The organism is Pseudomonas acericola (SeqCode), assembly GCF_053456465.1.
The window spans coordinates 398,584-419,587 of the sequence record NZ_JBRFJB010000002.1 but is presented as its reverse complement, the minus strand read 5'-3'; the positions used below and the strand labels follow the sequence as shown (position 1 = coordinate 419,587).

Here is a 21,004-nt window from a genome sequence, read left to right as displayed (position 1 = left end):
CAGAATTCCCTCACACCTTGCGCCCACCGACTAAGCTTCAACCAAGTCCGATCAATCTGCGTGCAGGGATCAATCGACTATGGGCGCACTGTGGCAAACCGAATCAAGCAAGGCTGCGAAAGTACAGGGCAGTTCGGACCCAGCGCCTTTACCCCAAAATAAACCTCGCCCGCGCTATTGGCTGCGACTGTTCTGGCTGATCGTCCTGCTCGCCCTGATTGCCCTGGGCTTTGCCGCCAACAAAGAGATGCGCACCTCACGCTTGCAGGCCCAGGAACTCAGCCGCCTGGCCCGCGACCTCACCTACCAGGTACAACCCGGTGCCAGTGACGCCATGGTCTATCCCGGCGCCGGCCCGTTCGACCGACGCCTGGGCTACAGCGACCTCGGCACGTTCCTGCCACGCCTGCTCAAGCGCGGTTATGTGATCCAGGCCCAGGCGCGCTTCTCACCGCAACTGATGGACTACAGCGCCAAGGGCCTGTTCGTGCCCTATGCGGAAAAGATCCAGGCCGGGCTGTCCATCACCGATTGCCGCGCCGTGCCGTTGTACCGCTACAACTACCCGCAACAGCTGTATGACAGCTTCACGTCGATCCCGCCGCTGGTGGTCGACAGCCTGTTGTTTATCGAAAACCGCGACCTGCTTGACCCCGCCCAACCCCAAGCCAACCCTGCCGTGGACTGGCCGCGCTTTGCCAAGGCAGCGTGGTCGCAAGCCGCCAAATGGCTGCACTTGCCCGGCCAGAGCGCCGGTGGCAGCACCCTGGCCACCCAGCTGGAAAAATACCGGCACTCGCCGGACGGCCTGACCTTGTCGGGCGGGGAAAAACTGCGGCAGATGTTTTCTGCCGCCGTGCGCGCCTACCAGGACGGGCCCGATACGTTGCCCGCGCGCCAGAACATCCTGCGCGACTACCTCAATAGCGTGCCCCTGTCGGCAGTGCCCGGGCATGGTGAAGTGCATGGCATGGCGGAGGGGTTGCGGGTGTGGTACGGCGCCGACTTCAACCAGGTCAACCAGGCCCTGCGCGGCCCGGTGAACGCTGAGCAAGGCCTGGCCCTGAGGCAAGTGTTGTCGCTGATCATCGCCCAGCGCCGGCCTTCCCATTACCTGGCCAAAGGCCGCGATGAACTGGCACAGCTCACCGACAGCCACCTGCGCCTGCTGGCCCAGAATGGCGTGATCGAACCGGCGCTGTTGAAGGCGGCGCTGGCGAGCAAGGTCACTTATCGCGACTGGGTGCAGCAACCCACCGTGCAGCCGATAGAAACCAACAAGGGCATCAGCGTCGCGCGCAGCCGCCTGGCCGCCCTGCTCGATCGGCCGCTGTACGATCTCGACCGCCTCGACCTGTCCGCCACCAGCACCCTGCAAGCGCAATTGCAGGGCCAGGTCAGCGACTACCTCAAGCACCTCGCCGACCCCGATTACGCCCGCCAGATCGGCCTGCTCGGCGAGCGCCTGCTCACCCCCACCAGCACCGCGCAAGTGCGCTACAGCTTCACCCTGTTCGAACTGACACCGGACGGCTCGCGGGTGCGCGTGCAAACCGACAACACCGACCAACCCTTTGACATCAACGAAGGCAGCAAGCTGGAACTGGGCTCCACCGCCAAGTTGCGCGTGCTCACCACCTACCTGCAAATCATCACCGAACTGCACGCCAAGTACGCCGCACAAGCGCCTGCGGCGCTGAAAAAAATCCCCGTGGACGACCAGGACCGCCTGAGCCGCTGGGCCCTCGACTACCTGATCCAGGCGCCGGACAAATCCCTGGCCAAGATGCTCGATGCCGCACTCGACCGCACTTATTCCGCCAATCCTGGCGAACGTTTTTTCACCGGCGGCGGGCTGCACACCTTCCACAACTTCCGCAGCCAGGACAACGGCCGCAACCCGACCCTGCGCGACGCCCTGCGTGAGTCGATCAACCTGCCGTTCATTCGCCTGATGCGCGACGTGGTGCGCTACGTCACCTACTCCGGCGAGAACAACAGCGCCGAATTGCTCAAGGACGATAACGACCCACGCCGCCAGGAATACCTCGCCGGTTTTGCCGACCGCGAAGGCACCACCTTCCTGCGCAAGTTCTGGAAGAAGTACCAGAAGAAAGACACCCAGGCGCGACTCGACACCTTCCTCGACAGCCTGCGCCCCACGCCGATGCGCCTGGCGGCAGTGCACCGCTACCTGCTGCCCAATGCCAGCCAGGAGAGCTTCAACCTCTTCGTGCGCGCGCACTTGAACGGCGTCAAAACCACGGAAAAACTCACCGACGAACGCCTGCAAAAACTCTACAAGGATTACGGCCCCGGCACTTACGACCTGCCGGACCAAGGCTATATCGCCAAGGTCCACCCGCTGGATCTATGGCTGCTGGGTTACCTGCTCAACCACCCCGACGCGACCTTCACCGACGCGGTCAAGGCCAGCCAGTTCGAACGCCAGGAGGTCTACAGTTGGCTGTTCAAGAGCCGCCATCAAAGCGCGCGGGACAGCCGCATCCGCACCATGCTGGAGATCGAGGCGTTCCTCGATATTCATCAGCGCTGGCAAGCCGTGGGCTACCCTTTTGACCACCTGGTGCCGTCACTGGCCACCGCCATCGGCAGCTCCGGCGACCGCCCGGCGGCGCTGGCGGAACTGATGGGGATCATCCTCAACGACGGCGTTCGGCCCCGCGTATTACGCATCGACACCCTGCTCTTCGCCGCCGATACGCCCTACGAAACCCGTGTGCTCAACGACCCTGCGCCGGGCAAGCGGGTAATGCCGATCGAGGTGGCCCAAGCCTTGCGCGGCGCGCTGTCCCAGGTGGTGGATGCCGGTACGGCCAAACGCGTGGCCGGCAGTTTCAAGCTCGACGATGGCACCGCCCTGGCCATGGGCGGCAAGACCGGCACGGGGGATAACCGCATCGAAGCCATCGGTGCCGGTGGGCGGATTCTCAGTTCAAAATCCATCAACCGCACGGCGACCTTTGTGTTCTACCTGGGCGAGCATCACTTCGGCACGCTGACCGCCTTCGTGCCCGGCCAGTCAGCCGAGCATTTCACCTTCACCTCGGCGTTGCCGGTGCAAGTGCTCAAGGGCATGGCACCGATCCTGCTGCCGTACCTGCAACCGGGCGAGCTGACCCAATGCCTGCCCACGGCCTTACCCATCGCCACAGCAGTCTCCGACAACTAGCGTCTCTTTGGATGATGGTAGGCACACAGCAGGGTTTCTAGATTGAGCACACATCAATCCAACAGAGACCCGCCATGAATATCCGGATCAACCACCGCCACATGACCCGTGAGCAGAAAACCCAGTTTATCGAGGCCATCCTGCGCTTGAAAAACGACACCCCCAGCGTGCTGCGCCCAGGCCTGCAAAGCCGTTATGACGACTTTGTCCAGGTGCATAGAAATGCCTTGGGCGGCCCCGATCAGTTCCAACCCATGCCACACCGCAGCCCGTTGTTTTTTCCCTGGCACCGGGTGTTTCTGCGCCAGTTCGAGCGCGCCTTGCAAACCGCGGCGAATGATCCAAACGTGACCCTGCCGTTCTGGGACTGGACCTCGCACGGCCCCAGCGATCCGTTCACACCGGCCTTCCTGGGCGGTAACGGCGACCGCGAGCAGAACCAGCGCGTGGTCAACGGCCCGTTTGCCCTTCAGGGCGGGCGCTTTGAAGTGAAAGTCTGGGACACAGAACTCGGCGACCCCGGCTTGCGCCGCGATTTCGGCGGTGAAAGCGGCGCGTACCTGCCCAATACCGATCACCTCAATGTCGCGCTGTCCAAAACCCCCTACGCCTCGGGGCCCGACACCTGGTTGAATGTCTGCGAAGGCATGCTGCATGACCCGGTACATCGCTGGGTGGGCGGCAATATGGGCTTTGCGTCCTCACCGAATGACCCGGTGTTTTTCCTGCACCATTGCTACCTCGACCTGCTGTGGGAACGCTGGAAGCAACAGCACCCCACCATCGAGCCGTACTTGCCGCAAACCGGTTGGGCAGGCCTGGACCTGAACGCCACCCTGGTTTTCAACGCGCCCGATAAACCGGCGCCCTGGACCCAGATCTGGACCGTGCGCGACGTACTCACGACCGACGCGCTGGACTACACCTACGGCCTGTTCCGCGCTGTCACCCCCAACTGCCCGGTCACCCTGACACCCATGCCCACGCGCACGCCCACGCCCACCGGGACAGTGATTGACGTCATCGGCGACGATCTAATTATCTAACCCCAGCCATCCATTCGCCGGCCCTAGGCTGATGACCTTGTCCAGATCCAAGGTCATCCGCCATGCCTAAAGGCCCGCACTACCCGCTGATCCAACGCAGCCTGCCCGACTGGCTGCACACCACCGCCTGGCCTCGGGCGCAAGCGCTGAGCCAGGTGCCACTGACACGCGTGCCGGCGCTGTTGCGCACCGCTGCCCGGGACCATGCTCCCCTCAAGGCCGCCAATGCACGGGCATGGCGTACACAAAACAGCGTCGACAAACGCCTTGAACAGCTGCAAGACCTTCACGCCTTCGCCATCCCCTTGCTCAGCCAAGCGCTGCGGGAACGCTATGGGCTCGCCCTCGATGTACGCGCCACGCACCTGTTCCTGGTGATCGCCAAGGGTGCGCTGGTCAAGGGCAGCACCAGCCGCACCCTGTCGCTGCTGGAGGCGGCGCTGCAAAACTTCGCCAGCGATGAAACCTTTACCGACAGCTCCAGCTACATCACGCGGCCGGACGCACGCGGTCACTTCATGATCGAGGCGCACAAGGAGCAGATCAGCATCGCGCAGTTTGTCGCGCTGTGCCGCGAACTGGACCTGGGCGCGCAATACGCGCGGCACCTGCAACAGCACTTGCTCACCCCGCCGGAGCTGCAAGCCGAGGTGATCGCCAGCCAGCAAGCCGCACTGAGCAGCGCCGCGCACCTGGCGCTGCTGCACGGCGCCATCCCGCCGGCCACCTTCCACCTGCTGCAACATGCGGTGAAGGGCGAACGCGGGGTGATGCAGTGTTATCGGCTGCGCCTGCAAAACACCCTGCTCACCGGCATCCTGCTGATTGCCGCCGACCTCGACCTGGCCACGGACGCCGCCCGCGTCGTGGTGTACATCCCCCATGATCCCCACGGTGCAATCGAGGATTACCCCAGCACCGTGGCGTTCCGCACGGCACTGCTGGAGAAGTTGAAAGCCCCGGCGTACCGTGAGTTTTTCAGCCAATTTGTCGACCAGTCGCAACGCGCGACGTTTTTCAGCAGCCTGCAACAGCGCCCCAGCTTTGCCGCCACACGTATTGACGGTGAACTGTGGCCGCAGCTCTACCAGGCCGCGCTGAACAAGATCCTCAATGACGGCCGCGCGCTTGCCGTCTCCACCGCCGATGCCGACCGTCGTGCGCGCTGGGCCTGGTGGGACACACTCGGGCAAACCCTCGAAGGCGCGCTGAACGTGGCGCTGTTGGTGGTCACTCCGTTCGTGCCGTTGCTCGGTGAAGTGATGCTGGCTTACACCGCCTACCAATTGCTCGATGAGTTGGTGGAAGGCGTGGTTGACCTTGCCGAGGGTCAGGCGATGGAAGCCGCCGGGCACTTGGTCGGGGTAGTCAGCGATGTGGTGCAACTGGCGGCGTTCGGCGTAGGTGGGCACTTGGCGCAATCGGTGTTCGTCGACGGGCTCAAGGCGGTCGAGGTCAATGGCAAGACACGCTTGTGGAACCCCGATCCACGGCCCTATCGACAAAACCTGCAACTGCCTGCCGACTCGACCGCCGATGCCATCGGGCTGCACACACACCTCGGGCAGCGGATCCTGCCGGTTGAGGGCGAGCACTACGCCGTGCAGCTGGACGCCGGCGAGTACCGCATCCAGCACGCCACCCGCGCCGACGCCTATGCGCCACCGATTCGTCGAAATCTCAGCCCGCGAGCCTGGAGCGATCAGCGTCGCCTGGCAGAGCTTGGGCCGCTGCCCGAACAGGTTCTGCGCACCAGTGGCCACGACCACGCCACGCTGCGCGCCGTGCAGACGGACAACCTGGCGGCGCCCCTGCTGGAGGACACGCTCAAGCGCGTGCGCCTCAACCGTCAGGCCGATGCGCTGCCCGACCAATTGCGCGCGGGCCTGCCGGTGGACCAGGACACCTACTGGAGCCCCCATATCGCCTGCGAACTGCCGGGCTGGCCAGCGGACCGGGCAATCCGGGTGTACGAACACAGCGACCTGAGCGGCGATCACCTGCACTTTGGCGAGGCCGACGCGCAACACACCCTGGCCATCAGCCGCGACGACTTGAACCTGGGCAAACTGCCGCAACGGCTGGTGGACTTCCTTGATGCGCCCCAACTGAGCGCGCTGCTCGGCACACTGCCGGATGACCGCGCCGCGCAGATAGGGCTCCTGCGCAATCGCATGGCCGACCACCTCGCCCAGCGCCGAGGGGCGATGTTTGCCTACCTGTATCGCCACAGTGAAGACCTCACCAGTACACGTGGCCTGCTGGTCCGCGACACCTGCCCAGGCCTGCCGAAAGCCTTGGTCAACGAGGTGCTTGCCCAGGCACGGCCCGATGAACTGGCAATCATGGACAGCGAAAAACGCCTGCCCCTGCGCCTGAAAAACCTCGCCCGCGAGCAACACTTGCAGGCACGCGGCGCCCACGCGTACCAGGGCTTCTACGACCCCGCGCTGTTCGGCCCCGCCACCGAGCAAATGGTGCTCGACACCCTGCGCCTGTACAGCGACAGCCTGGAGGATTGCCGCATCGAGATCCGCCAGCACACCTTCATCGCCAACCTGCGCGCGAGTGCCGGGCCACTGGGCGCCCAGCACCGTCGCCTGTTGCTGAAAACCGATGGGGTCTACGAGGTATACGATCACCACCAGCAACGCCTGCAACCCGCCGGAAATTTTTTCGATGCGCTGCTCAGCGCCTTGCCCGTGGCCAAACGCCCGGTGCCCGAGCCCACGGCATTCAAAGGCTGGGTGATGGACACCCTGCGCGCCCGCGAACCCCGTCGTACCGTGCTGGCCGACCCGCTGAGCCGGGCAACACCGCCCAAGGATGCCCAAGTGCTGGTGCAAAAACCCATGCATTCCCTAGGTGCCTGGGTCAGCCAACTGTTCCCCGGCAGCCTCGAACAACGGGTCAAGGCGCTCTACCCCTACGCCGACCAGGCCACTATCGACACCTACCTGCCAACCCTCGACGACCCCCTCCAGCGCCAACGCTTCGAGGCCCGCGAAATCGAAAAAGCTGAGTTACAGCACGACCTCAGCAACTGGATCAACACAGCCCCCGCGCACGAAACGCCGAACCAGGGCCAACAACGCCTGTACCTGGCCAAGGCATTGCTGCGCACCTGGGAAGAGCACCTCGGCGCCGATGCCAGCGGCGTCCGCTTGAGCCTGCAAGGTGTGCGGCTGACCGGCTTGCTCGCCGACTTGCGCCTGCGCGCCAACTTCGAACATGTCCTGCACCTGGAAATCATCGACGGCCAACTGCTCAATAGCGACACGCCGTTACTCAATCATTTCCCCCACTTGCTCAGCCTCAGCCTGCGCAACAATCAGTTGACCCGGTTGCCACAAGGCTTGAGGGGCATGGCCTCACTGACACACCTGAGCCTGGAGGCCAACCCGATTCAATGGGACGCGGCAAGCCTCGGGCAACTCAGCGGTTTCAGACGCTTGCGTCAGCTCTCCCTGGCGTACAACCGTCACTTGGTGCGTGCGCCGGACATCGCCGGGCTGTCGCACCTGGAAGCCTTGAGCCTGCGCAACACGGCCATCAACCAATGGCCCGACGGGCTGTTCGCGCAGCCCCGGCCCCAGGGCTTTTACCTGGATGTGCAAAACACGGCGATCGACAACCTCCCCCAATTCTTGCCCTGGCAACCCCAGGCCGAGTTGCTCGCGCGGGCCCGCCTGGACCGCAACCACCTGAGCCCCGAGGCCGAGCAGCGCCTGGTCAGCTACCGCCTGGAAGCCGGCCTGGACCCGTATCGCAGTTACCCGCCGAAGGGCGATGCACGCTTCTGGCTGGAATTGGAACAACCGGAACACCAACCCTGGATGCAGCAATTGTGGCAGGACATTGAAGCAGAACACGGCTCCCAAGGTTTCTTCGAAGTACTCAAGAGCCTGGAGCCCTCGGCGTTTTTTGAAGATGAAGGCGACGCCACGCTGTATGAGCGTGGTCGCGAAGACTTGGCCGACAAAGTCTGGCGCATGCTGCTGACCATGGAGGGCGACCAAGACCTGCGCACACGGCTCTTCCAGATGGCCAGCAACCCGTTGACCTGCGCCGATGCGGGGGCGCATACCTTCAATGCGATGGGCTTTGAGGTGCAACTGGCGGAGATCAACCGCGACCTGCGCGGTGAGTTGCAGACACTGAAACTGGCCCACCTGGCCAGGGGCAAGTCACGCCTTGAGCGCCTCAACAGGACCGCGCAGGCCGATATCCGCCAGCGCATCAAGCCGCGAGAAGACGGTGGACTGGGCCTGCGTTTCAGTACAGAGATGATCGACGGCGAACCCGGCACCGTCGATGAAGTGGAGGTGTACCTGGCGTATCACAGCGGCTTGAAGGGCCGGTTGAAGTTGCCATGGGTGTCGCCACATATGCGCTATCGCGAAACCGCAGACGTCAGCCTCACGCAGCTCAACCATGCCTTCGACCAAGTGATGCGCCTGGAAGCGCACGGCGGGCTGGCGGACGGCATGCTGGAGCAAGGGTTCTGGGACCGGCACCTGCGCGAAACCCACGCCGCACGATTCCAGGCCAGCATTGAGCGCGCCAACGCCTTGATCGACCCCCTCGACGATCTGTTGTTTGCCCAGAGCGAATGGGCCAGTGCCAGCGAAGAAGAACGCAGCGTGCTGCAACCGCGCTTGCTGGGCCTGGCCGATGCCCTGAACGTCCCACACGCCGATGTCCTCACCGGGCAACCGATGCAAACGCAGACCTACGAACGCCTCCTGGCTGCCGGCTTTACCGAAGACATGCCCAGCGAACAAGACCTCGCCCGCCGCCTGACCCGGGACGTGCTGTTGCGGTTGGAGACCTACGAGGCCGGGCCCGATTCATGACCGAGGAGGGATCACCGTCCGTCGGACGACCTTGCACGCTCAATAAGATATATCTTACGTTATATCTAGACACACACAGAGGCTCCTAACCATGCGAGACCATCCTCACCAGCGCGACGGCTTTGACCCGCGCGCAGGCCGCGGTCGCGGCCCCCGGGTATTTGCACCCGGCGACTTGAAATTACTGCTGCCGGCGCTGATCGCCGAACAGCCGTGCCACGGCTATGACCTGATCCGCCGGATCGAAAGCCTGTTCGACGGCGCCTACACCCCCAGCCCCGGCGTGATCTACCCGACCCTGACCTTTCTGGAAGAGAGCGACTTGATCCAGGGCGACGCCGATGGCGGAAAAAAGCGCTACACAATCACCGACGCCGGTCGTCTCTTCTTAAGCGAGCAACAGGTGGCGTTGGACGGCGTGCGCATGCGCATCGACGTGAGCAAACGTTCGCTGCGCGGCCATGACCGCCCGCCCGAAATCCACGAGGCGGTGCACAACCTGCGCCATGCCTTGCACTCGCACCACGGGCGCTGGAGCCCGGAAGAAATCGTTCGTGTCGCGGCGCTGCTCAATCGCACCGCTCAAGCCATTGCCGACGGGAAAGACCAATGAATAGCCAAGTGATCCACCGCGTCAGTCACGAAATCAAACGCCGCCGCCTCGAAGTGCTGCGGGTGGTCGATATCACCCCGCGCATGCGCCGCATCACCTTGGGCGGGCCTGAACTGGCGGGGTTTGTCAGCCTGGGCAGCGACGACCACATCAAGCTGCTGTTCCCGCAGAACGCAGCGGAACAGGCCGCACTGGAAAGCCCGACCTTCAGCATCAAGGGCGACGGCCCGCAACCGGCGATGCGCGACTACACGCCACGGCGGTTCGACCTGGACATCGGCGAGTTGGACATCGATTTTGTGCTGCACGGCGATGGCCCTGCGTCCACCTGGGCCGACCAGGTGCAGGTCGGCCAGTACCTGTATATCGGCGGGCCACGGGGGTCGATGATCGTGCCGGATATCTTCGACAGCTACCTGCTGATCGGCGATGAAACCGCCCTGCCTGCCATTGCGCGACGCTTGGAGGAATTGCCGGCTGGGCGCAAGGTGCTGGCCGTGATTGAGATCGCCAATGCCGCAGAAAAGCAGGCGCTGCAAAGCGCTGCCGATGTTGAAGTGATCTGGGTGATTCGCGGTCAGGATGACCTGCTCGATACCGTGCAGAAGCTGACGCTGCCGAGTGGCTCGCTGTACAGCTTTGTGGCGATGGAAACCAAGGTGTCGCGCCAGGTACGGCGCGTGTTGCTGGATACGCACAAGGTCAACGAAGAGTTCCTCAAGGCCGTCGGCTACTGGCGTGCCGAAGGCAGTGAAGAAGACTAACTTCCTGAGGAAGAGTAACCCCTGTGGGAGCGGGCTTGCCCGCGATAGCGGTAGGTCAGTGCCAGATGTGCTGACTGACACTGCGCTATCGCGGGCAAGCCCGCTCCCACACTTTTAAGCCTGCGGTGATTTCAGGACTTTATCCAGCCCCACCACCGCCAGCGCAATCACCACAACCCCCACCAAAATCCCCCCGGCATTCACAAACACCTGTGGATATCCAAGGCTGTCCACATCAATGAACGGGTACTGATACTGCCCCAGCAAATGCCCCCGCAGCAGCACATAGGCGAAGTACACCAACGGGTAAATCACCCAGGCGCCGATGTGCTTGAGCCGCAAAGTGCCCTTCGGCACACACCGCCACCAGTAGATCAAGAACAGCACCGGCATCACGTCGTGGAGCAATTCGTCGGCGATAAATTGAAAGCCTTCGGGCTGCCATAAATGCCGCAGCAACAGGCTGTACGCCAGGCCCACCACCGCGATGCTCACGGCAATACCGCTGCTGATCGCGGGCGCGAGAAAAAACCGCTTCGCGGGCGAGTCACGCGTTACCAGCGCATAACTCAACACCACCACCGCCAACGTGTTGCTCAGCACCGTGAAGAAACTGAAAAAGTTGACCAGCCCGCCCAACAGGCTGGCGCCGCTGGACCAGCGCGAATAGAAAATCAGGTATTGCTGGATCGCCAGCCCCACCCAACCCGCCAGCGCCGCCGCCGCGACAAAGCGCTTCACCGGCTCAATCCAGCGGGCGTTTGGTGCGCATCAGCTTGACGTACAACCCTTCGACTTTTTCCCGCGCCCACGGGGTCTTGCGCAGGAACGTCAGGCTCGACTTGATGCTCGGATCGCTCTTGAAGCAGCGGATATCAATGCGCTCGGCCAGGCCGTCCCATTCGTAGTGTTCCACCAGGGTGGTGAGGACGTGTTGCAGGGTCACGCCGTGGAGTGGGTCGTTGCTTGTCGCGGTCATGCCGGGCCTATGAAAAATGTGCTCACGAAGGCGCACACCTTATCACCCCGCCAACCCAGTTATAAAAAGTTCCCGTTCCCAGCGAAAAAGAGATGTTATATTGTAACCATTACTTTCAAATCTTTTCGTCGTTTTGCCAAGGAATATCCGATGTCCCTCTCTTCTCTGTGGCGCCTGTCCCCGCTTGCCGCCGCCCTGCTGATCAGCTCCCACGCCCAGGCCCTTGAGCTGCAACCCCAAGTCATCACCGGCAACCCGCTGGGCAGCGAACAGCTCGCCTCGCCCACCACCGTGCTGGAAGGTGATGACCTGACCCTGCAACAAAAAGGCAGCCTTGGCGAAACCCTGAACAAGCAGCCTGGCGTGTCGTCGTCGTACTTTGGCCCAGGTGCCAGCCGGCCGATCATCCGTGGCCAGGATGGCGACCGCATTCGCATCCTGCGCAACGGCGTCGGCGCACTGGATGCGTCGTCGTTGTCCTACGACCACGCGGTGCCGCTGGACCCGGTCAACGTTGACCGCATCGAAATCGTCCGTGGCCCGGCGGCCTTGTTGTACGGCGGCAGCGCCATCGGCGGCGTGGTCAATACCTTCGACAACCGCATCCCCACCGAAGCCATCGAAGGCATCCACGGCGCCGGCGAACTGCGCTACGGCGGCGCCGACACCACCCGCAGCAGCGCGGGCCGCCTGGAAGCCGGCAACGGCACGTTCGCCCTGCACCTGGACGCCAACGCGCGGGAGTTCAACGACCTGAAAATCCCCGGCCAGGCCCGCAGCCGCCACGCCGCCGAGACCGAAGATGTACCCGGCAAAAACGGCCGCCTGGGCAACAGCGACGGGCGCCAGGACGGTGGCGCCGTGGGCGGTTCCTACACCTGGGATGACGGTTATGCCGGCCTGTCCTACAGCAGCTATGACGCGAACTACGGCTCCCCCGCCGAACAGGACGTGCGCATCCGCATGAAGCAGGATCACTACGCGTTCGCGTCAGAGATCCGCAACCTGCAAGGCCCGTTTACCTCGGTCAAAGTCGACGCCGGCTACACCGATTACGAACACCGCGAAATCGAAGGCGGCGAGACCGGCACGATCTTCAAGAACAAGGGTTATGAAGCCCGCGTGGAAGCGCGCCACCAACCCATCGGCCCGTTCAACGGCGTGGTCGGCGCGCAAGTGACCCGCAACGAATTCTCGGCCCTGGGCGAAGAAGCCTTCGTGCCGCAGACCGATACCAACGCCGGCGCGCTATTCATCCTCGAAGAAATGCAGGCCACCGAGCGCCTCAAACTGAGCCTCGGCGGGCGCCTGGAACACACCAGCGTCGATCCGAATGCCAAGGGCAACGAGCGCTTCGCCGGCGCCGACAAATCCAATGACTTCACCGCTGGCAGCCTGTCGTCGGGCGCGGTGTACACCCTCACACCGATCTGGTCCCTCGCCGCGACCCTCGGCTACACCGAGCGTGCGCCGACGTTCTACGAGCTGTACGCCAACGGCGCCCACGTGGCCACCGGCACCTACGAGTTGGGCGACGCCACCCTGAAGAAAGAAAAAGCCGTGTCCAGCGACCTGGCCCTGCGCTTTGACAATGGCACCCACAAGGGCAGCTTCGGCGTGTTCTACAGCCACTTCTCCAACTACATCGGCCTGCTGGGCAGTGGTCGTACGTTGAACGACGAAGGTGAAGAGGACGCAGATGGCATCCCTGAGTACAAATACTCTGGCGTGCGCGCGCGTTTCGCCGGCTTTGAAGCCCAGGATCACTGGAAACTTGGCGAAAGCGCCTACGGTAAATTCGCCCTGGAGCTGTCGGGCGACTACACCCGCGCCACCAACCTCGACACCGGCGAAGCCTTGCCACGTATTGCGCCGCTACGTTTGAACAGCGGTTTGCTGTGGGAACTGGACCGCTGGCAGGCGCGGATCGACGTGGAACATGCGGCGGGCCAAGGCCGTGTGCCGGATAACGAAAGCGGCACCGACGGCTACACCACCCTGGGCGCGAGCGCGGGCTATCGCTTCAACGTCGGTGGCAGCCAGTGGCTGGCGTTTGTGAACGGTGAAAACCTGACCAACCAAACCGTGCGCTATGCCAGCTCGATCCTGCGCGACATCGCCCCGGCACCGGGCAGAAGCGTGCAGTTAGGCATCCGCACTACCTTCTAACAAACACAGCAACTCCCCTGTGGAAACTGGGCTTTTCTGTGGGAGCTGGCTTGCCTGCGATAGCATCACCTCGGTGTCACTGATAAACCGAGGTGCCTGCATCGCAGGCAAGCCAGCTCCCACAAAAGCCCACCCACACCCGCCTTTTCGCAGCGACGTTCTGTCACTGTTACCAATTCAGAAATGATGCATATCGCGATTCGCCCTTTCTCTCCAACACAACTCGCTTTATCCTTCCCGGCAACAACCTGAAACGTTTCACTCTCCCGGTCGATCCCATCTTGCCGAATTCCCCTCCGAGCAAAGACAGCGCTGTCTTACACCCCTCCGCGCCTGGGAATCCATCGCCCGCCTGTGGATAACCCGCTTTATCCACAGAAAAACCGAATATCGCTGAACCAAGCCTGTGCTGAATCGTCATCTACAGTGAAGCACGGGGTTACATAATTCCAACGTAACGGAGAAACACACTATGAGCACTGATGGTGCTTCAAGTCCAAGCCGCTTGCTGCCCAAGCTGCTAGGCGTCTTGCTGCTGATCATGGGCCTGGCCTTGCTGGCCGGCGGCGTCAAGCTGAGCATGCTTGGCGGGTCGTTGTACTACCTGCTGGCCGGTATCGGCGTCGGCCTGACCGGCATTCTGCTGCTGGCCAACCGCCGCGCGGCGCTGGGTCTGTACGCACTGGTGTTGTTCGCCAGCACCGTGTGGGCACTGTGGGAAGTCGGCCTGGACTGGTGGCAGCTGGTGCCGCGCCTGGCCCTGCTGTTCGCCTTGGGCATCGTCATGTTGCTGCCGTGGGTCCGTCGCCCGCTACTGAGCGGCCAACCGGCGCCACTGGGCACCGGCGCGCTGAGCGTGGCCGTGGTCTTGGCAGGCGCTACCGCGCTGGCCAGCCAATTCACCAACCCAGGTGAGATGGTCAAAACCGGCCAACTGGACCGCGACGCCGTACCGGGCATGGCCAGCGCTGCGCCGGCCCAGGCCGATGGCGACTGGAATTCCTACGGCCGTTCGGCCTTCGGTGACCGTTACTCGCCACTGGCCCAGATCACCCCGCAAAACGTGAGCAAGCTGGTACCCGCGTGGACCTACCGCACCGGTGACCTGCCTGGCCCGAACGATCCAGGCGAGACCACCGCGGAAAACACCCCGCTGAAAGTCAACGGCATGCTCTACGTGTGCACCCCGCACAGCCAAGTGATTGCCCTGGACCCGGACACCGGCAAGGAAATCTGGCGCTTCGATCCGAAGATCAGCAGCATGGGCGCCGAGAACTTCAAAGGCTGGGCCCACATGACCTGCCGTGGCGTGTCGTATCACGATGACGCCGTCTACGCCTCCGAGCAGAGCCCAACCGGCAGCGCCAGCCCGGCCGCCGCACCGAATGCCTGCCCGAAACGCATTTTCGTACCGACTGCCGACACCCGTCTGATCGCCCTGAACGCCGACACCGGTAAGATGTGCGAAGACTTCGGTGACAAAGGCCAGGTCGACCTGCGCGCCAACATCGGCGGCTTCGCCCCAGGTGGTTACTACTCCACCTCGCCACCGGCTGTGACCAAGAACCTGGTGGTGATCGGCGGCCACGTCACCGACAACGTCTCCACCGACGAGCCGAGCGGCGTGATCCGCGCGTTCGACGTGCACACCGGCAAGCTGGTGTGGAACTGGGACAGCGGCAACCCGGACGACACCACCCCGTTGGCCGAGGGCAAGACCTACACCCGCAACTCGCCGAACATGTGGTCCATGTTCTCGGTGGATGAAAAACTCGGCATGCTCTACCTGCCGATGGGCAACCAGATGCCCGACCAATACGGCGGCGACCGTACCGAAGATTCGGAAAAATACAGCGCCGGCCTGACCGCCCTGGACATCGACAGCGGCCACGTGAAATGGACCTTCCAGTTCACTCACCATGACCTGTGGGACATGGACGTGGGTGGCCAACCGTCGCTGATCGACATCAAGACCGAAGCCGGCGTGAAGCAGGCGGTCATGGCATCGACCAAGCAAGGCAGCATCTACGTGCTCGACCGTGCCACTGGCCAGCCGGTGGTGCCGATCCACGAGATCGCCGTACCGCAAGGCGCAGTCGCTGGCGACCGCACCTCGCCGACCCAGCCCAAGTCCGACCTGAACTTCATGCCGCCGCCGTTGAAAGAACGCGACATGTGGGGCGTGACCCCGTTCGACCAACTGCTGTGCCGGATTGATTTCAAATCCATGCGCTACGACGGCCCGTTCACCCCGCCGTCGCTGCAAGGTTCGATCGTGTACCCAGGCAACTTCGGCGTGTTCGACTGGGGCGGCATCTCCGTCGACCCGGTACGCCAATTGGCCTTCGTCAACCCAAGCTACATGGCGTTCAAGTCCAAGCTGATCCCGGCTGCCGACATCGCCAAGCAAGGCCCACGCGTCAGCGAAACCGAAGGCGTGCAGCCGAACAAAGGCGCGCCATACGGCGTGATCCTCGAAGCGCTGCTGTCGCCACTGGGCCTGCCGTGCCAGGCACCGGCCTGGGGTTATGTGGCAGCGGTCGACCTGACCACCCACAAAACCATCTGGATGCACAAGAACGGCACCGTGCGCGACAGCTCGCCGGTTCCAATCCCGCTGAGCATGGGCGTGCCTAGCCTGGGCGGTACGTTCACCACCGCCGGTGGCGTCGCGTTCCTCAGCGGCACCCTGGACCAGTACCTGCGTGCCTATGACGTGAAAAACGGCAAGCAACTGTGGGAAGGCCGCCTGCCAGCCGGCGCGCAAACCACACCGATGACCTACACCGGCAAGGACGGCAAGCAATATGTGCTGGTCGTGGCGGGCGGTCATGGTTCCCTGGGTACCAAGCAGGGTGACTATGTGATGGCGTTTAAACTGCCGGATTAAGCTTCACTGGCAGCAATAAAAAGGCGGCGACCTATTGAGGGTCGCCGCCTTTTTCATGCCCGGTGCAATTCAAAATGTGGGAGCTGGCTTGCCTGCTCCCACATTTGAGCATCATTGTCTGGGAGGTCAGTGTTCGATCACTTCGCCGCGCATCACCGCCAGCCGGGCGATCAGGCGATTCTGTACCGGCACCGAAATCCCTTCTTTATCCATCGCTGCGATCAAGTCTTCGACCAGCGCATTGAAGTCACTGCGGCTCACATGCTGGCCCTTGTGACTCTCCGCCATGCTGTCCCCGGTATAGGTGCACGGCCCGCCCGCCTCGACGCAAAACTGTTCGATCAGCTTGTTGCGCAAACGCTGGATATCAATGCGCCGAAACCGCTCGACGATGCGTTCATCCCGGGCGATGTTCAGCAGCAGGCCTTCAACAATCCGCGTGATGCCGGGCATGGCACCAAGGTCGCGGTACAGGCTGTCATCCTTCGGTGGTTGTTGCGCGCAGGCGCTCAGGCATACGACGAGTACCAGCGGTAACCAGCGCATCAGAAACTCCCCTGCACAGACAGATAAGTGCCGTTCTGGTTATCCAGCGTGGCGATTTCGCCAAGGCGCGCGTAAGCCAATACAAACGACACATGCTTGTTCGGGAAGTAGCCGACGAACACATCGGCCCAATCGCTCTCACCGGCAAACGACAGGTTGTCGGGCTTTTCGCGGTATTCCACGCCCACCGCCCAGCGCGGGTTGAACAGCAGCGCCACCGAGCCTTCCTTGAGCAGGCTGCGGCTGTCACGGCGGTCGCCGCCAAAGCCGAGCAGGCCGGTTTCATTGGCGCGGCTGTAGCGCAGGCTGCCGTTGACCAGCACGTTGTAGCCAAAGGCCGCGCCCATGAACAGGCGGCTGGCGGCGAGGTAGCCTTCGACGTCGCTGTCGCGCTTCGCGCCCACGAGCTTGGGAATATCGAAGTTGGTCTGGTGCTTGTACTCCAGGCCCAGGGACACTTGGGGCAAATCGTCGTAGATCACATCGCCAAACAGCCGCACCTTGAGGCCGAGCACGTCCTGGCCGAGGTTGTCTTCGGGCAGGTTCAGCTTATGCACCAAGGTGCCGAGGTCGAAGCGCTGACGGGCAAAGGAGACTTCGACGCGGTTGTCATAGGCCAGCGCCAACCCGGCCACGTCCAGCCGATAGTCCGGCAGGTTGACCGTGGTCGCGAACGCCGTGGCGCCCCACTCGTGTTTTTCGCCGTAGCCGGCCAAGACCGCCCACGGCGTAATCCCGCCGCCCGCCGTGCCTTCGATGCTGCTGGCGCCGCCGGTGGCGATCAGGCGGCCGTTGTCAGCCAGCGCCGTTTGCAGGGTCAGGGCGCCAAGGCAGCCGATCAGAAAAGAAACACGCACGCTCAGGTCACTCAATGGATCAGGGAAGTTTGCGCACTGAGGGGCAACGCCACCCAGGCTTCGAAAGCGTCGGCGCTCAAGGGCCGACTGATCAGGTAACCCTGGGCCGTGTCGCACTGCCAGCGTTCCAGCAGGCGCAGGCTGTGGGCGTATTCGACGCCCTCGGCGACCACCTTGAGGCCCAGGTTGTGGCTCATCTCGATGGTGGAGCGCACGATCACTGCGTCTTCACTGGTTTCATCGAGGTTGCGCACAAAGGATTGGTCGATCTTCAACTCTTGCACCGGCAGGCGCTTGAGGTGCGCCAGCGACGAGTAGCCGGTGCCGAAGTCATCCACAGACAGGCTGATGCCGCAGTCGCGCAACAGGTGCAGGACTTTCAGGGCTTTTTCCGGCTCGCGCATCACCGCGCTTTCGGTGATTTCAAACAGCAGTTGTTCCGCCGGCAAGCCATAACGACGCAACAACGCCGAGACCCGATGCGCCAGCTCGTCACCGAGCAAATCATCGGCCGAGATGTTCAAAGACAGTTGCAGGCACAGGCCACGCCGGTTCCATTCGCACAGTTGGCGAATGCCCTCCTCGATCACCCAGTGGGTCAACAATTGGATGCTGCCCGAGCGTTCGGCCAAGGGGATGAATTCCGCCGGCGACACCATGCCGAACTGCGGGTGCTGCCAGCGCAACAGGGCTTCGGCCTGGCGTACGTGGCCCTGGCGGATGTCGAGTTTCGGTTGGTAATGCAGCAGCAACTGGCCTTGGTTGGGCGCGTGGCGCAGGTCGCGGATCAGGGTGATCTGGCGGCGGTGAGCGAGGTCGCGGCCGTGTTCGTAGATCTGCAAGCGGCCGGGTATTTGTGCTGCGTCTTTCATCGCAATCGCCGCGCGCTCCAGCAAGGTGTGTGCGCTTTCGCCGTCGGCCGGATAAGCCGCGATGCCCAGGCGGCAATCCAGCGCCAGGTCATGGCCATTGATGCGGCGCGGGCGCAGCAGCAGCTGTTGCAATTGGTCGGCCAGGCCCACCGCTTCGTCGCAGCCGGCGCCTTCGAGCAGCAGCAGAAATTCGTCGGCGATCAGATGCGCCAGGGTATCGCCGGGGCGCAGCGCGGCTTGCAGGCTGCGGCTGACTTCCAGCAACAGCTGGTCCACCGCGTCCGGCCCGGCGGTTTCGCTGGCGGCGCGCAGGTTGTCGATGCCCAGGTAGATCAGCGCCATTGGCCGGTGCATGGCGATGGCACTGCCCAGGCGCTCCATGGCCAACGCACGGTTGGGCAAGCCGGTGAGGCGATCATGCAAGGCGTTGTGCGCCAGTTGCTGTTCACGTTCGGCGATACCGCTTTGCATCGAATTGACCGCGTTGGCCAGGCGCCCCAGCTCATCACTGCGCTGCAACACCACGGGCGTCTGGTAGTCGCCCTGGCCGATGCGCTCGGCGGCGAGGGCCAGGGCCTGCACCGGGCGCGACACGCCACGGGCCAGCAACAAGGCACCGATCAACGAGGCAATCAGCGCGATCAGGGCAATGCCGAGGATTTTTTCATCCAGCGGTGCAAAGGCCTGCATCGCCGCGTCCAACGGGCTCTGCAACAAGGCCAGGACCTGGCCGTCGGCATCGCTGGCCAACACCAGCGATTGGCTGAGAAAACTGTGTTCCAAGTGCTCGGTGGTGGCCACGCCATGCTGGCGGCCTTGCTCCAGCATCAGATTGGTGAGGCTGTCGCGCAGCACCTGGGGTTGGGTGCTGACCAACTCCCCCGGTTGCTGGCGGTCGATGGTGAGGAACGACACTTCCAGGTTGCTCAGCGAACGCAGTTCTTCGGCGAACGCGCTGTCCATGCGCAAGCCCATCACCACCCGCGCAATGGGCAGCGGCGCCAGCACTGGCGCTTCCACCAACAGGTGCGGCATGCCTTGCAGCGGCACCATCAACATGGTCTGGCGATTGCGCCGCGCGTCACGCAGGGCCTGGTCGTAACGAAAAATCGAACCCTCGGGGACATCATCGAGAGTACTGGCGAGGACGGTGCCATCCATGCCCAGCAGGATCATGTCGCTGGCATTGATGCGCTTGCCGTGGTTGAACAGCACCGAGCGCATGGTCGCCGAATCGCCGCTGGCTACCGCATCGCGAAAACCGAAGTCCGCCGCCAGCAGTTGCACGCCATCGGCCAGGCGCCGGCCGCGCACGTCGAGCAAGCGTTCGAACACCCGCGCGCCGACGTCCAGTTGCGCCTTGGCCTGGCTGCGCACGGCGTCGCCCGTCGCGGCTTTCACGCTGAAGTACAGCGCGCCGATCACTACCAGCAACAGCAGGATCAGCACACTGGCGACACGCGCCTGGAAACTACTGCGCAGTTTCACGGGCAGCTCGGTTGAAGGCATCGCCAAAGGCCGTCGGCGTAGGTGTGGGCGGCAGGTCGGCGGACGGTGGTTCCAGGCTCAGTTGCACGGCGTGGCTCAGGCCTGCCGCTGGAATGTTCAGCGTGCCGCCGTCCAGCGGTTGCATGTCGGCCAATTGCGGGTGCCACAGGGTGACGTGGTAGGCGCCGGCCGGCAGGTCGTCCAGGCGCACGCGGCCCTGGGCATCGCTGACGCCGAAGCGTGGGTCATCGGTGACGTAGACGTAGCCGAGCATCCAGTCGTGGATATTGCAGCCGAGCACCACCACGCCGGGCTTGTCGAACAGCAGCGGGTCGGTGGGCGTGCCTTCGTACAGGCGCAGTTCGAAGCGCTTGGCCGCCGAAAACGAATAGACCTGGTGACGGATGTTGTCACTGTTGGGGAAGCGCACCTGGGTGCCGGTGTGCACCGCCAACACATGGGGCGCGAACTTCTGGCCGCGTTGGTCCATATCGGCCTTGAGCGCACCGGCCGGCGCGCCGACAGGGCCTTGCAGGGTTACCACGGCGTCGCTGACGGGTGTCTGGTCGGCCTGGCGCAGCACCACGTCGAGGGTCGCAGCACGCGCCAGGTCATGGGCCGAAAACAGCAAGGCAGCGAAGGAAAGTTGCAGGAAAATCCGATTCATCAAGGGTCCGCACGGCAATGGAAAAATAGGCGGCCTGCCTTGGCACTGAAACTGGGGCAATGCG

Annotated in this window: 13 protein-coding genes; 7 read left to right on the top strand and 6 right to left on the bottom strand. The window is 63.3% G+C overall.

Features of this window, described 5'->3' with window-relative positions:
• Nucleotides 1–79: 79 nt before the first annotated feature.
• The 5 genes from ACU688_RS07930 (at nucleotide 80) to ACU688_RS07910 (ending at nucleotide 10,472) form a co-directional block, all read left to right on the top strand.
• Nucleotides 80–3,193: a transglycosylase domain-containing protein gene (locus ACU688_RS07930; protein ID WP_448184286.1), complete on the top strand. Its 3,114-nt coding sequence runs from the start codon at nucleotides 80–82 to the stop codon at nucleotides 3,191–3,193.
• Between the two features lie 74 nt (nucleotides 3,194–3,267).
• Complete coding sequence (locus tag ACU688_RS07925) at nucleotides 3,268–4,239, top strand: tyrosinase family protein (RefSeq protein WP_448184285.1); 972 nt, start codon at nucleotides 3,268–3,270, stop codon at nucleotides 4,237–4,239.
• Between the two features lie 62 nt (nucleotides 4,240–4,301).
• Nucleotides 4,302–9,095 (top strand): NEL-type E3 ubiquitin ligase domain-containing protein, encoded by a 4,794-nt coding sequence (locus ACU688_RS07920; protein WP_448184284.1) that lies wholly within the window; start codon nucleotides 4,302–4,304, stop codon nucleotides 9,093–9,095.
• A gap of 91 nt (nucleotides 9,096–9,186) precedes the next feature.
• Nucleotides 9,187–9,708 (top strand): PadR family transcriptional regulator, encoded by a 522-nt coding sequence (locus ACU688_RS07915; protein WP_448184283.1) that lies wholly within the window; start codon nucleotides 9,187–9,189, stop codon nucleotides 9,706–9,708.
• Nucleotides 9,705–10,472, top strand: coding sequence for a siderophore-interacting protein (locus ACU688_RS07910; protein WP_448184282.1), 768 nt, complete (start codon nucleotides 9,705–9,707; stop codon nucleotides 10,470–10,472). The genes ACU688_RS07915 and ACU688_RS07910 overlap by 4 nt, the downstream gene beginning before the upstream one ends.
• A gap of 114 nt (nucleotides 10,473–10,586) precedes the next feature.
• Here the strand turns inward: ACU688_RS07910 and ACU688_RS07905 are convergent, their stop codons facing one another.
• Both ACU688_RS07905 and ACU688_RS07900 read right to left on the bottom strand, forming a co-directional pair.
• Complete coding sequence (locus tag ACU688_RS07905) at nucleotides 10,587–11,213, bottom strand: Pr6Pr family membrane protein (RefSeq protein ID WP_448184281.1); 627 nt, start codon at nucleotides 11,211–11,213, stop codon at nucleotides 10,587–10,589.
• Nucleotides 11,214–11,217: 4 nt separating this feature from the next.
• A complete protein-coding gene (locus ACU688_RS07900) occupies nucleotides 11,218–11,451 on the bottom strand; it encodes a VF530 family protein (protein ID WP_017738479.1) in 234 nt (77 codons plus the stop codon).
• A 150-nt stretch (nucleotides 11,452–11,601) separates the two neighbouring features.
• Between ACU688_RS07900 and ACU688_RS07895 the strand changes: the two genes are divergently transcribed.
• Nucleotides 11,602–13,620, top strand: a complete 2,019-nt coding sequence (locus tag ACU688_RS07895) for a TonB-dependent receptor (protein ID WP_448184280.1) — start codon at nucleotides 11,602–11,604, stop codon at nucleotides 13,618–13,620.
• A gap of 472 nt (nucleotides 13,621–14,092) precedes the next feature.
• A complete protein-coding gene (locus ACU688_RS07890; protein WP_448184279.1) occupies nucleotides 14,093–16,510 on the top strand; it encodes a glucose/quinate/shikimate family membrane-bound PQQ-dependent dehydrogenase in 2,418 nt (805 codons plus the stop codon).
• A 126-nt stretch (nucleotides 16,511–16,636) separates the two neighbouring features.
• Here the strand turns inward: ACU688_RS07890 and ACU688_RS07885 are convergent, their stop codons facing one another.
• The 4 genes from ACU688_RS07885 to ACU688_RS07870 are packed head-to-tail and all read right to left on the bottom strand — an operon-like array spanning nucleotide 16,637 to nucleotide 20,940.
• Nucleotides 16,637–17,056: a group I truncated hemoglobin gene (locus tag ACU688_RS07885; RefSeq protein WP_448184278.1), complete on the bottom strand. Its 420-nt coding sequence runs from the start codon at nucleotides 17,054–17,056 to the stop codon at nucleotides 16,637–16,639.
• Nucleotides 17,056–17,913: a DUF3034 family protein gene (locus ACU688_RS07880; RefSeq protein WP_448184277.1), complete on the bottom strand. Its 858-nt coding sequence runs from the start codon at nucleotides 17,911–17,913 to the stop codon at nucleotides 17,056–17,058. Before ACU688_RS07880 ends, ACU688_RS07885 begins: the two co-directional genes overlap by 1 nt.
• A gap of 11 nt (nucleotides 17,914–17,924) precedes the next feature.
• The gene (locus tag ACU688_RS07875; RefSeq protein WP_448184276.1) at nucleotides 17,925–20,273 is read right to left on the bottom strand and encodes a putative bifunctional diguanylate cyclase/phosphodiesterase; all 2,349 of its coding nucleotides are present in this window, start codon (nucleotides 20,271–20,273) and stop codon (nucleotides 17,925–17,927) included.
• On the bottom strand, nucleotides 20,257–20,940 hold the full coding sequence (locus ACU688_RS07870; protein WP_448184275.1) for a methylamine utilization protein: 684 nt from the start codon (nucleotides 20,938–20,940) through the stop codon (nucleotides 20,257–20,259). The genes ACU688_RS07875 and ACU688_RS07870 overlap by 17 nt, the downstream gene beginning before the upstream one ends.
• Nucleotides 20,941–21,004: the final 64 nt, after the last annotated feature.

Excerpts from the sequence above, each read along its gene's own strand:
- ACU688_RS07930 (WP_448184286.1), top strand. The coding sequence starts at position 80 with ATGGGCGCACTGTGGCAAACCGAATCAAGCAAGGCTGCGAAAGTACAG.
- ACU688_RS07925 (WP_448184285.1), top strand. The coding sequence starts at position 3,268 with ATGAATATCCGGATCAACCACCGCCACATGACCCGTGAGCAGAAAACC.
- ACU688_RS07920 (WP_448184284.1), top strand. The coding sequence starts at position 4,302 with ATGCCTAAAGGCCCGCACTACCCGCTGATCCAACGCAGCCTGCCCGAC.
- ACU688_RS07915 (WP_448184283.1), top strand. The coding sequence starts at position 9,187 with ATGCGAGACCATCCTCACCAGCGCGACGGCTTTGACCCGCGCGCAGGC.
- ACU688_RS07910 (WP_448184282.1), top strand. The coding sequence starts at position 9,705 with ATGAATAGCCAAGTGATCCACCGCGTCAGTCACGAAATCAAACGCCGC.
- ACU688_RS07900 (WP_017738479.1), bottom strand. The coding sequence starts at position 11,451 with ATGACCGCGACAAGCAACGACCCACTCCACGGCGTGACCCTGCAACAC.
- ACU688_RS07895 (WP_448184280.1), top strand. The coding sequence starts at position 11,602 with ATGTCCCTCTCTTCTCTGTGGCGCCTGTCCCCGCTTGCCGCCGCCCTG.
- ACU688_RS07890 (WP_448184279.1), top strand. The coding sequence starts at position 14,093 with ATGAGCACTGATGGTGCTTCAAGTCCAAGCCGCTTGCTGCCCAAGCTG.
- ACU688_RS07885 (WP_448184278.1), bottom strand. The coding sequence starts at position 17,056 with ATGCGCTGGTTACCGCTGGTACTCGTCGTATGCCTGAGCGCCTGCGCG.
- ACU688_RS07870 (WP_448184275.1), bottom strand. The coding sequence starts at position 20,940 with ATGAATCGGATTTTCCTGCAACTTTCCTTCGCTGCCTTGCTGTTTTCG.